Source organism: Nocardioides sp. Z24_21 (genome assembly GCF_058134345.1).
Map to the genome: position 1 here is coordinate 1031576 of NZ_JBYTTH010000002.1, position 13218 is coordinate 1044793.

At 73.6% G+C, this 13218-nt stretch carries 16 protein-coding genes; 10 read left to right on the top strand and 6 right to left on the bottom strand.

Going from position 1 to position 13218, the window contains the following annotated elements:
- Position 1: 1 nt before the first annotated feature.
- A complete protein-coding gene (locus tag AC3X7Z_RS11340) occupies positions 2–262 on the bottom strand; it encodes an acyl-CoA carboxylase subunit epsilon (protein ID WP_489975972.1) in 261 nt (86 codons plus the stop codon).
- Positions 262–1899 carry an acyl-CoA carboxylase subunit beta gene (locus AC3X7Z_RS11345; protein WP_489975973.1) on the bottom strand — a complete coding sequence of 546 codons (1638 nt, stop codon included), beginning with the start codon at positions 1897–1899 and terminating at the stop codon, positions 262–264. The genes AC3X7Z_RS11340 and AC3X7Z_RS11345 overlap by 1 nt, the downstream gene beginning before the upstream one ends.
- 100 nt (positions 1900–1999) lie before the next feature.
- Here AC3X7Z_RS11345 and AC3X7Z_RS11350 point away from each other — a divergent pair, with 100 nt between their 5' ends.
- From AC3X7Z_RS11350 to AC3X7Z_RS11365, 4 genes are all read left to right on the top strand, one after another.
- A complete protein-coding gene (locus tag AC3X7Z_RS11350; RefSeq protein WP_186341401.1) occupies positions 2000–2797 on the top strand; it encodes a biotin--[acetyl-CoA-carboxylase] ligase in 798 nt (265 codons plus the stop codon).
- A gap of 15 nt (positions 2798–2812) precedes the next feature.
- Positions 2813–3316, top strand: a complete 504-nt coding sequence (locus AC3X7Z_RS11355) for a PH domain-containing protein (protein ID WP_186341402.1) — start codon at positions 2813–2815, stop codon at positions 3314–3316.
- Positions 3306–4382: an adenylate/guanylate cyclase domain-containing protein gene (locus AC3X7Z_RS11360; protein WP_489975974.1), complete on the top strand. Its 1077-nt coding sequence runs from the start codon at positions 3306–3308 to the stop codon at positions 4380–4382. Before AC3X7Z_RS11355 ends, AC3X7Z_RS11360 begins: the two co-directional genes overlap by 11 nt.
- 81 nt (positions 4383–4463) lie before the next feature.
- Positions 4464–4781: a winged helix-turn-helix domain-containing protein gene (locus tag AC3X7Z_RS11365; protein WP_489975975.1), complete on the top strand. Its 318-nt coding sequence runs from the start codon at positions 4464–4466 to the stop codon at positions 4779–4781.
- A 3-nt stretch (positions 4782–4784) separates the two neighbouring features.
- Here AC3X7Z_RS11365 and AC3X7Z_RS11370 read toward each other — a convergent pair whose 3' ends face one another.
- Entirely contained in the window at positions 4785–5168 is a 384-nt protein-coding gene (locus tag AC3X7Z_RS11370) for a hypothetical protein (RefSeq protein WP_489975976.1), read from the bottom strand.
- On the bottom strand, positions 5165–5617 hold the full coding sequence (locus AC3X7Z_RS11375; protein WP_489975977.1) for a MarR family winged helix-turn-helix transcriptional regulator: 453 nt from the start codon (positions 5615–5617) through the stop codon (positions 5165–5167). The genes AC3X7Z_RS11370 and AC3X7Z_RS11375 overlap by 4 nt, the downstream gene beginning before the upstream one ends.
- A gap of 81 nt (positions 5618–5698) precedes the next feature.
- Here AC3X7Z_RS11375 and AC3X7Z_RS11380 point away from each other — a divergent pair, with 81 nt between their 5' ends.
- Positions 5699–6868, top strand: coding sequence for a 5-(carboxyamino)imidazole ribonucleotide synthase (locus AC3X7Z_RS11380; protein ID WP_186341407.1), 1170 nt, complete (start codon positions 5699–5701; stop codon positions 6866–6868).
- Positions 6869–6878: 10 nt separating this feature from the next.
- Positions 6879–7427: a 5-(carboxyamino)imidazole ribonucleotide mutase gene (gene purE, locus AC3X7Z_RS11385; protein WP_186341408.1), complete on the top strand. Its 549-nt coding sequence runs from the start codon at positions 6879–6881 to the stop codon at positions 7425–7427.
- Positions 7428–7447: 20 nt separating this feature from the next.
- Here the strand turns inward: purE and arfB are convergent, their stop codons facing one another.
- Positions 7448–7888 carry an alternative ribosome rescue aminoacyl-tRNA hydrolase ArfB gene (gene arfB, locus AC3X7Z_RS11390; RefSeq protein WP_186341409.1) on the bottom strand — a complete coding sequence of 147 codons (441 nt, stop codon included), beginning with the start codon at positions 7886–7888 and terminating at the stop codon, positions 7448–7450.
- 67 nt (positions 7889–7955) lie between these two features.
- On the opposite strand from arfB, the gene lhgO reads away from it, so the two are divergent.
- The 3 genes from lhgO to gdhA all read left to right on the top strand — a co-directional run bounded on the left by lhgO (position 7956) and on the right by gdhA (position 11625).
- Positions 7956–9164, top strand: coding sequence for an L-2-hydroxyglutarate oxidase (gene lhgO, locus AC3X7Z_RS11395; protein ID WP_186341410.1), 1209 nt, complete (start codon positions 7956–7958; stop codon positions 9162–9164).
- A gap of 52 nt (positions 9165–9216) precedes the next feature.
- Complete coding sequence (locus tag AC3X7Z_RS11400; RefSeq protein ID WP_186341411.1) at positions 9217–10218, top strand: Gfo/Idh/MocA family protein; 1002 nt, start codon at positions 9217–9219, stop codon at positions 10216–10218.
- A gap of 81 nt (positions 10219–10299) precedes the next feature.
- The gene (gene gdhA / locus AC3X7Z_RS11405; RefSeq protein WP_222129666.1) at positions 10300–11625 is read left to right on the top strand and encodes an NADP-specific glutamate dehydrogenase; all 1326 of its coding nucleotides are present in this window, start codon (positions 10300–10302) and stop codon (positions 11623–11625) included.
- 43 nt (positions 11626–11668) lie between these two features.
- On the opposite strand, the gene AC3X7Z_RS11410 is transcribed toward gdhA, so the two are convergent.
- Positions 11669–12100: a CoA-binding protein gene (locus tag AC3X7Z_RS11410; protein WP_489975978.1), complete on the bottom strand. Its 432-nt coding sequence runs from the start codon at positions 12098–12100 to the stop codon at positions 11669–11671.
- 154 nt (positions 12101–12254) lie between these two features.
- Between AC3X7Z_RS11410 and AC3X7Z_RS11415 the strand changes: the two genes are divergently transcribed.
- Complete coding sequence (locus tag AC3X7Z_RS11415) at positions 12255–13178, top strand: DUF6801 domain-containing protein (RefSeq protein ID WP_186341414.1); 924 nt, start codon at positions 12255–12257, stop codon at positions 13176–13178.
- Positions 13179–13218: the final 40 nt, after the last annotated feature.

Consider the following 13218-nt stretch of genomic DNA (forward strand, 5'->3'; position numbering starts at 1 on the left):
GTCAGCCGGGCAGCCCGCTCGAGCGCCAGGACCCGGGGCCGTGGCGGTGCACACCGCGTACGCCCCGGGCGGGGTCGGTCCACGACGGCCGGGGCCGCGCCGGGGCCGCGCCGGCGCCGGGGCCCAGCGTTGACAGCACGGCCACCAGGGCGGCGACCTCCTCGGGCGTCGCGTCGGGGTTGACGATCCGCAGCAGCGGCGTCCGTGCGGCGGGGTCGGGCTGGCTCCCGGCGGCCATCAGGTCTCCCATCAGGTCTCCCATCAGAGGGGGATGTTCCCGTGCTTCTTGGCCGGGAGGGCCTCCCGCTTGGACCGGAGCAGCCGCAGCGACCGGATGATCTCGACCCGGGTCTCGTGCGGCGCGATGACGGCGTCGATGTAGCCGCGCTCGGCCGCGATGTAGGGGTTGGCGAGCGTGGTCTCGTACTCGTCGACCAGCTCGGCGCGGCGGGCCTCGACGTCGCCGCCCTCGTCGGCGACGGCCTGGAGGGTCTTGCGGTGCAGGATGTTGGCCGCGCCCTGGGCGCCCATGACGGCGATCTGGGCGGTGGGCCAGGCGACGTTGATGTCGGCGCCGAGGTGCTTGGAGCCCATCACGTCGTAGGCGCCGCCGTAGGCCTTGCGGGTGATGACGGTGATCAGCGGGACGGTGGCCTCGGCGTAGGCGTAGATCAGCTTGGCGCCGCGGCGGATGATGCCGTTCCACTCCTGGTCGGTGCCGGGCAGGAAGCCGGGCACGTCGACGAAGGTGAGCACCGGGAGGTTGAACGCGTCGCAGAACCGGACGAACCGGGCGGCCTTCTCGGAGGCGTCGATGTCGAGGGTGCCGGCGAACTGCATCGGCTGGTTGGCCACGACGCCCACGGTGTGGCCCTCGACGCGGCCGAAGCCGACGAGGATGTTGGGCGCGAACAGCTCCTGGACCTCGAGGAACTCCTCGTCGTCGAGCACGGCGGTGATCACGTCGTGCATGTCGTAGGGCTGGTTGGGCGAGTCGGGGATGATCGTGTCCAGCGCCCGGTCGAGGTCGGTGACCTCCATCTGGGGCGCCTCGCCCGACTCGGGGTCGTGCACCGGAGCGGGGTCGAGGTTGTTCTGCGGGAGGTAGGACAGCATCGCCTTGACGTACTCGATGGCGTCCTCCTCGTCGGAGGCCATGTAGTGGGCGTTGCCCGACTTGGTGTTGTGGGTGCGCGCGCCGCCGAGGTCCTCCATCGAGACGTCCTCGCCGGTGACGGTCTTGATGACGTCGGGGCCGGTGATGAACATCGCCGAGGTCTGGTCGACCATGACGGTGAAGTCGGTGACGGCCGGGGAGTAGACGTGCCCGCCGGCGCAGTTGCCCATGATCAGGCTGATCTGGGGGATGACGCCGGAGGCGTGCACGTTGCGGCGGAAGATCTCGCCGTAGAGGCCGAGGGAGACCACGCCCTCCTGGATCCGGGCGCCGGCGCCCTCGTTGATCCCGATGATGGGGCAGCCTGTCTTGATCGCGAGGTCCATCACCTTGGTGATCTTCTCGCCGTAGACCTCGCCCAGCGACCCACCGAAGACGGTGAAGTCCTGGCTGAACACGCAGACCATCCGGCCGTTGACCTCGCCGTAGCCGGTCACCACGCCGTCGCCGTAGGGGCGGGTCTTCTCCAGCCCGAACGCGGTCGAGCGGTGCCGGGCGAGCTCGTCGAGCTCGACGAAGGTGCCCTCGTCGAAGAGCATCTCGATGCGCTCGCGGGCGGTCCGACGGCCCTTGGCGTGCTGCTTCTCGATCGCCTTGGCCGAGCCGGCGTGCACCGCCTCGTCGAGGCGCCGCTCGAGGTCGGCGAGCTTGCCCGCGGTCGTGTGGACGTCGATCTCCGACTGCGGGGGGACGTCGGTGCCTTCACCCGGCTGTGCGCTCACGCGGTGGCCTCCTGTGCTGGGGTCGTGTCTGCTGCGAGACGGTGCGAGACGGTCTGGGGACCGGTGCTGCGCGCTCCGCCCGTGGGGCAATCTAGACCCCATGACGCCCGAGCCCGCACCGCGCCCACCCCTCGACCTCGACCGGCTGGTGGCCCCGGCGGGGTGGCGCGTCGAGGTCGTCGAGGCGGTCCCGTCGACCAACGCCGCCGTCGCCGAGCGGGCCCGCGCGGGCGAGGAGCCGGGCCTGGTGCTGGTCACCGAGCACCAGACCGCCGGACGCGGTCGCCTCGACCGCGTGTGGGAGACGCCGGCGCGCGCCTCGCTGACGTTCTCGGTGCTGCTGCGCCCCGACCTCCCGCCGTCCTCGTGGTCCTGGCTGCCGCTCCTCACCGGGTACGCCGTGCAGGCCGCGCTCGCCGACCGGCTGCCCGACATCGCCCTGAAGTGGCCCAACGACGTGCTCGTCGACGGCGCCTCGGGCAGCGGACGCAAGGTGTGCGGCATCCTCGTCGAGCGCGTGGCGACCGCCCACGGCCCGGTGGCGGTGGTCGGGGTCGGCATCAACGTCGACCAGACCCTCGACGAGCTGCCGGTCGCGCTGGCGACCTCGATCAGCCTCGAGACGGGCGAGCCGGTCGAGCGCACCGGCCTGCTCAGCCAGGTGCTCGGCTCGCTGCACGGCCTGCAGGGGCTGCTCGAGGACGTCGACTCGCTGCGCGCGGCGTACGCCGACGTGTGCGTGACGCTCGGCAGGACGGTCGACGTGCACCTGCCCGGCGGCGACGTACGTCGTGGCGAGGCGCTCGACATCGACGCGAGCGGCGCGCTCGTGGTCGGCACCGACGACGGGACGTTCGTCGTGGCCGCGGGCGACGTGGTGCACGTGCGTCCCGCCTAGTGACATGATCGGCGCGTGCCGTTCCCGAGCAAGCTCCTCAACCCCGGTGAGCGCGTCGTCGTCTCCACCCGCACCCACGTCAAGGCGCTGATCCTCCCCGGCCTCGCCGTGCTGCTCGCGCTGGCGGCCGCCGTCTTCCTCGACCGGCTCATCGACCCGCGGGTCGCGAGCCTGGTGGTGTGGGCGCTGCTCGCCGCGGTGGTGGTGTGGTTCGTCGTCGGGCCGCTGCTGCGCTGGCTGACCACCACCTACACCTTCACCGACCGCCGCTTCATCACGCGCACCGGGTTCATCGCCACCTCCGGTCGCACGATCCCGCTCAACCGCATCAGCGGTGTCGACTTCGAGATCGGTGTGATCGACCGCCTCTTCGGCTGCGGCACGCTGGTCGTCACCGACGCGAGCACCGACGGCAGCGCCCGGCTCCACGACATCCCCGAGGTGGAGAAGGTGCAGCTGCAGGTCTCCGACGAGCTCCACCGCCTCTCGGGTGGCGACCGCCGCGACGATGGCGCCTGAGCGCAGGCGTCGAGGCGGCCGGCCCGACCCTGACACCGGCCCCGACCCGGTCCACGCCCCCGGCCCCGACCCCGGCCCCGACCCGGGCCCCGACCCGGGGCCTGCCGGCGAGCAGCTCGACCAGGCGATCCTGCGCAGCGACCCGGCGTTCAACGCTGTCGAGGTCGCCGAGCACACCGGCGTGACGGTCGAGCAGGCGCGGCGGCTGTGGCGCGCGCTCGGCTTCCCCGAGTTCACGGGGGAGAAGGCCTACACGGCCGCCGACATCGAGGCGGTGTCGACCCTCATGGGCTTCGTCGACTCCGGCGCGGTCGACTTCGACGTGGCCGTCAACCTCACCCGCGGCGTCGGCCAGACGATGGCGCGCCTCGCCGACTGGGAGGTCTCCACGCTCGTGAGCCGGGTCGAGGAGATGGAGGCCGGCGACGAGGCCACCGGCTCGCGCGTCGGCTCGGCGATGCGGCTCATCGACGAGGTCAACCCGCCGTTCGAGCGGCTCCTGGTCTACGCGTGGCGTCGCCACCTGGCCGCCGCGGTCGGCCGGATCGAGGCGATGGGCGCCAAGGACGAGGACCTGCACACCATCGAGGTGAGCGTCGGGTTCGCCGACCTGGTCGCCTTCACCGCGCTGTCCAACACCCTCGACCGCGACGAGCTCGGCGACCTCGTCGAGGTCTTCGAGAGCCGGTGCCAGGACGTCGTCGCCCGCTTCGGCGGCCGGATCATCAAGAGCCTCGGCGACTCCGTCCTCTTCGTCACCAACACCGCCGAGGAGGCGGTCGGGGTGGCCGAGGGGATCATCAACGTGATCGGGCGCGACCCGAAGATGCCCGACGTCCGCCTCGGCCTGGCCAGCGGCCCCGTGGTCCAGCGGCTGGGCGACATCTTCGGACCCCCGGTCAACATGGCGGCCCGGCTCACCCAGGTCGCCCGCCGCAACCGGCTCATCGTGGACCAGAGCACCGCCGACCGGCTGCCCCACGAGGAGTGGGAGCACCGCCGGCTGCCGGCCCGTCCGGTGCGCGGCTTCGGCCTCGTCGAGCCGGTCGCCGTACGCCGCCGCTGACGCGTCGCGTGGACCAGACCACTCACCCGATTCCACCCATAAGGGTCACGCCGGCGCGCGGTCATCCCTACGTTTCTGGCCGTGTTGGCTGTGCAGGACGTGCGACTCGACCCCCTCTCGCGACGCGTGTGGCGTGGTGATCGCGAGATCAGGCTCTCGCGCAAGGAGTTCCAGCTCCTGCACGCCCTGATGGCGCGACCGGGCGACATCGTCACCCGCGGCGAGCTGATGGCCGAGGTGTGGCAGACGACGTTCTACACCAGCTCCAAGACCATCGACGTGCACCTGGGCTGGCTGCGCCGCAAGCTCGGCGACGACCCGCGCAGTCCCACGCTGATCACGACCCACCGCGGCCGCGGCCTGCGCTTCGAGCCGGCCTCCAGCGCCGTGGCCGGCTGATCGTCAGCCGCTCGCCACGACGAGGCAGCACGCCGTGAGCACCACGCAGGCAGGGGTCATCGTCAGCCGCTCGGGACGGCTGCGCGAGATCGCGTTGAGCACGATGCCGATCGCGAAGTAGCCGACCAGCGCCCACGCCACCACCTCGGCCGCCGTGCCCGCGCGCCCCCACGCGCCGGCCCGCACGAGCAGCGCGCCCACCGCGGCGGCGTAGAGCGGGACCGACAGCGCGCTCCCGACGCGCAGGCCCCTCGGGAGCACCTCATGCCGCCCGCCCCAGACGAGTCGGCCGCAGGGCCGTCCGGCCGCCGCCAGCACCTGGACGGCGCCGATCCCCGCCAGCACGAGGGTGGCGAGGAGGACCGCGACCAGGTCGGGCGTGCTCATGGTCGGCCGGTGCCGGCCAGGTGGCGCTCGGCGTTGGCGGCGACGCGGTCGAGCGCGGCGATGAGCCCCGCGACGTCGACCCCGTCCTCCAACCCGTCGTCGTGCCGCGCGAGCGACTCCCACGCCGCCGTGAGCAGCGCGCGTCCGGCCGGGGTGAGGGCGACGGAGTTGGCCCGGCGGTCGCCCGGTTCCGCGACGACGACGACCAGCCCGTCCCGCGTCAGCGACGCCAGCCGCTGGGTCACGGCGGACCGCGAGACGTCGAGCGCGGCCGCGAGGGCGCTCTGGCGCGCGGGCTCGAGGGCGTCGATGCTCGCCAGGGCGGCCAGCTCGGACACCCCGATGCCGTGGGCAGGGCGGAGGTGGGCGTCGGCCACGCGGTCGACGAGGGCGGTGGCCCGGTGGAGCGCGAGGGCGAAGCGTCGGGAGAGGGGCTCGGGATCGGTCATTGTGAAGCACTTAACAACCTGGCGCGTCTCGGCGTCAAGCCCCGGCCCGCGCGGCGTGCGCGGCTTCTATAGGCTCCGGACGTGTCCTCGACCGGCTCGCACCGCGCTCCCACGCTCGCCGTCGTCGGGGGTGGCCAGCTGGCGCGGATGATGGCCCAGCCCGCGATCGCGCTCGGGCTCCCGCTGCGCCTGCTCGCGGAGGCCGAGGGGGTCTCGGCCGCCCAGGTCATCCCCGACCACCTCGTCGGCGACCACACCGACCTCCCCACCCTGCGCCGGGTGACCGCGGGGGCGGCGGTCGTCACCTTCGACCACGAGCACGTCCCGACCTCCCACCTGCGCGCGCTCGCCGCCGACGGCGTCGCCGTCCGCCCCGGCCCCGACGCCCTCGTGCACGCCCAGGACAAGGCGGTGATGCGCCGCCGCCTCGGCGAGCTCGACGTGCCCTGCCCCCGCAACGCCGTGGTCGTCTCCACCGACGACGTGGCCGCCTTCGGCCTGCCGTGCGTGCTCAAGACCACCCGGGGCGGCTACGACGGCAAGGGGGTGTGGGTGGTGCGCGAGCTCGACGAGGCGCAGGTCGCCTTCGACGCCGCCGCCGCTGCGGGCGTGGAGGTGCTGGCCGAGGAGCTCGTCGACTTCCGGCGCGAGCTCTCGGCGCTGGTGGCGCGCTCGCCCAGCGGCCAGGCCGCGGCCTACCCCGTCGTCGCCTCGACCCAGCTCGACGGCATCTGCCACGAGGTCGTCGCCCCCGCTCCCGACCTCGCGCCCGCGCTGGCCGGGCAGGCGCAGGAGATCGCGTTGCGGGTCGCCGGCGCGCTCGACGTCACGGGCATCCTCGCCGTGGAGCTCTTCGAGACGACCGACGGCCGGATCCTGGTCAACGAGCTGGCGATGCGCCCGCACAACACCGGCCACTGGACCCAGGACGGCGCCGTGACCTCGCAGTTCGAGAACCACCTGCGCGCCGTCATGGACCTCCCGCTCGGCTCGCCCGCGCCCCGCGAGCGCTGGACCGTGATGGTCAACATCCTCGGCGGACCCACCGACTCCGGCCACCTCTACGACGGCCTCCCGCACGCGATGGCACGCGACCCGCGCCTGCGGGTGCACCTCTACGGCAAGGACCTGCGCCCCGGGCGCAAGGTCGGGCACGTCAACGCCTACGGCGACGACCTCGAGGACTGCCTCGAGCGGGCCCGCCACGCGGCCGCGTGGTTCCGCGGCGACCTGGGCAACGAGAGCGAGTGAGGGCGAGCAGATGAGCGAGCAGACGAGCGGTACGCAGCAGGCCGGCGCCAGGGTCGGCATCGTGATGGGCTCCGACTCCGACTGGCCGGTCATGCAGGCCGCCGGCGAGGTGCTCACCGAGCTCGGGGTGGCCTGGGAGGCCGACGTCCTCTCCGCGCACCGGATGCCCACCGAGATGATCGCCTGGGGCCGCGAGGCGCACACCCGCGGGCTGTCGGTCGTGATCGCCGGCGCCGGGGGCGCCGCCCACCTGCCCGGCATGCTGGCCTCGGTCACGCCGCTGCCCGTCGTCGGGGTCCCGGTGCCGCTGGCGTACCTCGACGGGATGGACTCGCTGCTCTCCATCGTGCAGATGCCCGGCGGGATCCCGGTCGCCACCGTCGCCATCGGCAACGCCAAGAACGCCGGCATCCTCGCCGCGCGCATCCTCGGCACGAGCGACCCCGCCCTCCAGCAGCGCCTCGTCGACTACCAGGCCGGGCTCGCCGAGACCGCGCACGCCAAGGGCGAGGTCGTCCGCCGCGCCGCGGGCGGCGACACCCCACGGGTCGGCTTCTAGCCCGGCTCCTCCGCCCCGGGTCAGGTCGACTTCTGGTCGTCGATCCGGCCGCGCAGCGCCTTCGTCCGGCCTCGCTGCTTCTTGGCCTTCAGCCGGCGCTCCTTGGCCCCGCGGCTGGGACGCGTGGGCCGCCGCGACGGCGGTGGCGGGGCGAGCGCCTGGCGCAGCAGGTCGGCGAGGCGCTCGCGGGCAGCCACCCGGTTGCGGTGCTGGGAGCGGTGCTCGGAGGCCGCGATGCTGACCCGTCCCGACGGCCAGCGCCGCAGCGCCCGCGCCCGCTGCGCGTCGGTGAGGGCCTGGGAGGTGGTGACGTCGAAGTCGAGCTCGACGCGCGAGTCGCTGGTGTTGACCGACTGGCCGCCCGGTCCCGGCGAGCGCGAGAACCGCTCGACCAGCTCGGCCGCCGGCACGACCAGCCCGTCGGGCAGGCCGGGTCCGGCCGGGACGTGGAGGTCGCGCATCCCCCCATTGTGGGATGAAACCCCCTCCCGCTTGACGGCGGCCGGGTGAGCGGCGAGCGTCTCGGCCATGGGGGAGCAGCGGGTCGGCGTGGTCGGCGGGGGCATCCTCGGCGTCGCCATCGCGCGCGAGGTGGTGCGCCGCCGCCCGGGCACCGAGGTGGTGGTGCTGGAGAAGGAGGACCGGCTGGCCGCCCACCAGACCGGGCACAACTCCGGTGTCGTCCACGCCGGCATCTACTACCGCCCGGGGAGCCTCAAGGCCGAGCTGTGCGCGCGTGGGCGCGGGCTGCTCCGCGACTTCTGCCTCGAGCGCGCCATCGCCTACGACGCGTGCGGCAAGCTCGTGGTCGCGGTAGCCGCCGACGAGCTGGGCCGCCTCGACGCCCTCGAGCGGTCCGCCCGCGCCAACGGCGTCCCCGGCCTCCGGCGGCTCGCGGCCGAGCAGATCGCCGAGGTCGAGCCCCACGCCCGCGGGCTGGCGGCGCTCCACTCGCCCGAGACCGCCATCACCGACTACCCGGCGATCACCGCGGCCCTCGCCGACGACGTCTTCGCGGCCGGTGGCGGCGTACGCCTCGGCGCGCGCGTGGTCGGCATCCGGCGCGACGGCGACGCGGTGCTCGTCCAGGTCGACGGTGACCCGACGCCGCTGCGGTTCGACCACGTCGTGGTGGCCGCCGGCCTGCAGGCCGACCGGGTGTCGGCGCTCGTGGACGGCGAGCGCGGCCCGGCGATCCTGCCGTTCCGCGGGGAGTACCTCGGGGTCAGCGCCGCCAAGCGAGACCTGGTGCGCGGCATGGTCTACCCGGTGCCCGACCCGCGCTACCCGTTCCTCGGCGTGCACTTCACCAGGAGGGTCGACGGGTCGTTGGAGGTCGGCCCCAACGCGGTGCTGGCGACCCGGCGGGAGGGGTACCGCCGCCGCGACGTCTCGCCCGCCGACCTCCGCGACACCCTCGCGTGGCCGGGGTTCTGGCGGATGGCGCGGGCCCACTGGCGCACCGGCGTCGACGAGGTGGTCGGCTCCGCGTCCCGGCGCGCGTTCATGCGCTCGGCCTCGCGCTACGTGCCCGACATCGGGGTCGCCGACGTGCGGCGCGCCGGCAGCGGCGTCCGCGCCCAGGCGGTCGACCGCGACGGCAGCCTGGTCGACGACTTCCGCATCACCCGCGCCGACGGCGTCACGTGCGTGCGCAACGCGCCCTCGCCCGGGGCCACCTCCAGCCTGGCCATCGCCGCCCACGTGGTGGACGAGGTGTGGCAGCACCGCGCGTGAGATGCGCGTGAGATGTGCGTCCCGCGGGTGCGGTGATGTCTAGGGTCGGGGCATGACCACACGTTGGGGCATCGCCGCCACGGGCGGCATGGCCGCCGCATTCGCCTCCGACCTCGCCCTGACCCCGGACGCCGAGATCGCGTTCGTGGGCAGCCGCTCGCCCGCGTCGGCGGCCGACTTCGCCGCCCGCTTCGCCGCCGACGGCGCCGGTGCCGGCAGCTATCGCGACCTGCTCGAGGCGGGTCGGCGCGGCGACGTCGACGTCGTCTACCTCGCCACCCCGCACCCCCAGCACCGCGACCTCGCGATGGCCGCGATCGAGGCCCGCACCCCGGTGCTGGTCGAGAAGGCGTTCACCGCCACGCTCGCCGGGGCGGAGGAGGTCGTCGCCGCCGCCCGCGCCGCCGGGGTGTTCTGCATGGAGGCCATGTGGACCCGCTTCCAGCCGGCCGTGGCCCACGTGCGCGACCTCGTCGCGGCCGGCGACATCGGCGAGGTGCTGCTGGTGCAGGCCGACTTCGGCGCGCAGCGCGACTACGACCCGGGGAGCCGGCTGTTCGACCTCGCGCTCGGCGGCGGCTCGATCCTCGACCTCGGCGTCTACCCGGTCTCCCTGGCCCAGCACCTCCTCGGCCGCCCGGACCGGGTCACCGCCACTGGCACCACCTACCCCGACGGCGCCGACCGCTCCGCGGCGATCCAGCTGTCCTACGACGACGGCCGCGCCGCGTCGCTGACCTGCACGCTCGCGAGCCAGACGCCCGGCCGGGCGCTCCTGGTGGGCACCGGGGGGACCGTCGAGATCGTCCCGCCGTTCTACCACCCCAGCACGGTCGTCGTACGCCGCAACGGCGCCGAGCCCGAGGAGGTGGAGCGCCTGCCCAGCGGCCGCGGCTACGTCCACCAGGCCGAGGAGGTGCAGCGCTGCCTGGCGGCCGGGCTGACCGAGAGTCCGCTGATGCCGCTGCAGGACACCCTCGACGTGATGTGGGTGCTGGAGGAGGCGCTGGCCCAGCTCGGCATCACGATGGCGGAGGCCACGGTCGAGGTCTGAGCCCGGCTCAGGACTCGGACCCGGTGCGCTCGGGGTGCGGTGAGTGCCTAGGGTGCGGTGGTGACCCGTGAGGACTCCCGACTGCACTCGATCTACGACCTCGTCGTCCAGCGCAACCCCGGCGAGGACGAGTTCCACCAGGCGGTGCGGGAGGTGCTCGACAGCCTCGGGCCCGTCGTGGCCCGCCACCCGGAGTACGCCGACGCGCGCGTGATCGAGCGGATCTGCGAGCCCGAGCGGCAGATCATCTTCCGCGTGCCGTGGGTCGACGACTCCGGCCGGGTGGAGATCCACCGCGGCTTCCGGGTGGAGTTCAACTCCGCCCTCGGCCCCTACAAGGGCGGCCTGCGGTTCCACCCCAGCGTCTACCTGGGCATCGTGAAGTTCCTGGGCTTCGAGCAGGTCTTCAAGAACGCGCTCACCGGCATGCCGATCGGCGGCGCCAAGGGCGGCGCCGACTTCGACCCCAAGGGTCGCTCCGACGGCGAGGTGATGCGCTTCTGCCAGTCGTTCATGACCGAGCTCTACCGCCACATCGGGGAGTACACCGACGTGCCGGCCGGCGACATCGGCGTGGGCGGGCGCGAGATCGGCTACCTCTTCGGGCAGTACAAGCGGATCACCAACCGCTACGAGTCGGGCGTGCTGACCGGCAAGGGCACCGGGTGGGGCGGGTCGGCGGTCCGCAAGGAGGCCACCGGCTACGGCACCGCCTTCTTCGTGCGCGAGATGCTGCGCCAGCGCGGCGAGTCCCTCGACGGCAGGCGGGTCGTCGTCTCGGGCTCGGGCAACGTGGCCATCTACGCGATCGAGAAGGTCCACGAGATGGGCGGCACCGTGGTGGCGTGCTCCGACTCCGCGGGCTACGTCGTCGACGAGGCCGGCATCGACCTCGAGCTGCTCAAGCAGCTCAAGGAGGTCGAGCGGGCGCGGATCAGCGAGTACGCCGAGCGGCGCCCGGGGGCGTCCTACGTCGCAGGCGGGTCGATCTGGGACGTGCCGTGCCACGTCGCGCTGCCGTGCGCGACCGAGAACGAGCTCGACGACGCCGCCGCCCGGACGCTGGTCAGGCAGGGCTGCGTCGTGGTGGCGGAGGGCGCCAACATGCCCACCACGCCCGCCGGTGTGGCGACCTTCGTGGACGCGGGCGTGCTGTTCGCGCCCGGCAAGGCGGCCAACGCGGGCGGGGTCGCGACCAGCGCGCTGGAGATGCAGCAGAACGCCTCGCGGGACTCGTGGACCCACGACCACGCGGAGACGAGGCTGGCCGAGATCATGGCGGGCATCCACGAGCGGTGCGCCGCGGCCGCCGACGACTACGGCCGGCCCGGCGACTACGTGCTGGGCGCCAACATCGCCGGCTTCGTCCGGGTCGCCGACGCGATGCTCGCGATGGGCGTCGTCTGAGGCGCGATCCCCACCCGGGCTCCGGGCTGACTCCCGGGGAGGCTCAGCGGCGGTGCCGACGCCACTCGATGGCCGGGCAGGTGTCCATCACCATCGGCACGCCGGCCGCGGTCGTGCGGGCGAAGGCGTCGTGGTCGACGACCCCGAGCTGGAACCACACGCCGCCGGCGCCCACCGCGACGGCCTGGTCGGCGAACTCGCCGGCCGCCTCGGAGCGACGGAACACGTCGACGACGTCGATCGCGTCGGGCACCTCGGCGAGGGTGGCGTAGCCCTGCTCGCCCAGCACGGCCGGCGCGCCCGGGTCGGCGAACACCGGGTGCACGGGGATGATCCGCTTGCCGCGCTCCTGCAGCAGCGCCGCGATCGAGTAGGCCGTACGGCCGGGGTCGCCGGAGAGGCCGACGACGGCCCAGGTGTGCGCGTCGTCGAGCATCCGGTCGATCACCGCGGGGTCCTGCCACTCGCTGCCCATGGCGCCACGGTAGCCGCACGGCCCCCACCCCGGGGAGCGCGTAGGAGCGCCCCCCGGTTACCAGGAGGTAGCGAAAGTGGCGGGGGTGTTGGGGCCCCGGTGGCGGATGTGGTGGGATGACCCACGTCACATCACACCCACGAGGGGAACTCACATGCTCCACACCGCATCCCGGCGCCTCGGCGCCGTCGCTGCTGCCGGCGCGCTGACCGCCGGCGCCCTGGTCGCCCTGGCGGCGCCGACCGCGACCGCGGCCACCGCCTCGACCACCTACACCTGCACCTTCCCGGCGCTCGGCGCCCGCGACATCCCCGTCGCGATCACGGCCAACCTCCCCGCCGCGGCCAACGCCGGCCTGGACGCCCCGTCCATCCCGGTGCTGCTCAGCGTCACGCTCCCGGGCGACGTCGTCGACGCCGCCAAGGGCCTCTTCCAGGCCACCAGCATCGGCGGCTTCTCCAACGACATGGTCGCCACCCTCGACGAGCTGTCCTCCGACGCCTCGGCGGAGCTGCCCCTGGAGAACGTGCGCTTCCCGCAGACGGCCCTCCCGGAGACGGCCAACACGCCGGTCAAGCTCGACACGCCCAACCCGCTCGCCACCCCGGGCGCCGTCCCGGCCGGCACGGTGCCGGTCAACCTGCCGGGCAAGGGCACCTACGACATCGTGGTGCCGTCGGCGTTCACGTTCACCGCCACCAAGCAGGGCGACGTGACGATGCTCGCGGACGTGCCGTGCGTCTTCAAGGCGGGCTCCCCGTCGAGCCTCGGCTCGATCGTCCTCGCCGCCAACGAGTCGACCACCGAGGCCACCCCGACCAAGAAGGTCACCAAGCTGGGCAAGAAGACCACGCTCAAGGTGGTCGTGGACGCGGCCAACGAGGTGCCGACCGGCAAGGTCAAGGTCATGCTCGGCAAGAAGACCCTCGGCAAGGGCGTGCTCAACGGCAAGGGCAAGGCGAAGGTCACGCTGAAGAAGGCGCTGCCGGCCGGCAAGACCAAGGTCAACGTGCTCTACCTCGGTGACGACTACACCAAGAAGTCGAAGGACAAGAAGGTCGTGATCCGGGTCCGCTGACCCGCTCCACGCCTGTCCCGCCCGGTCGGTGCCTCGGCAC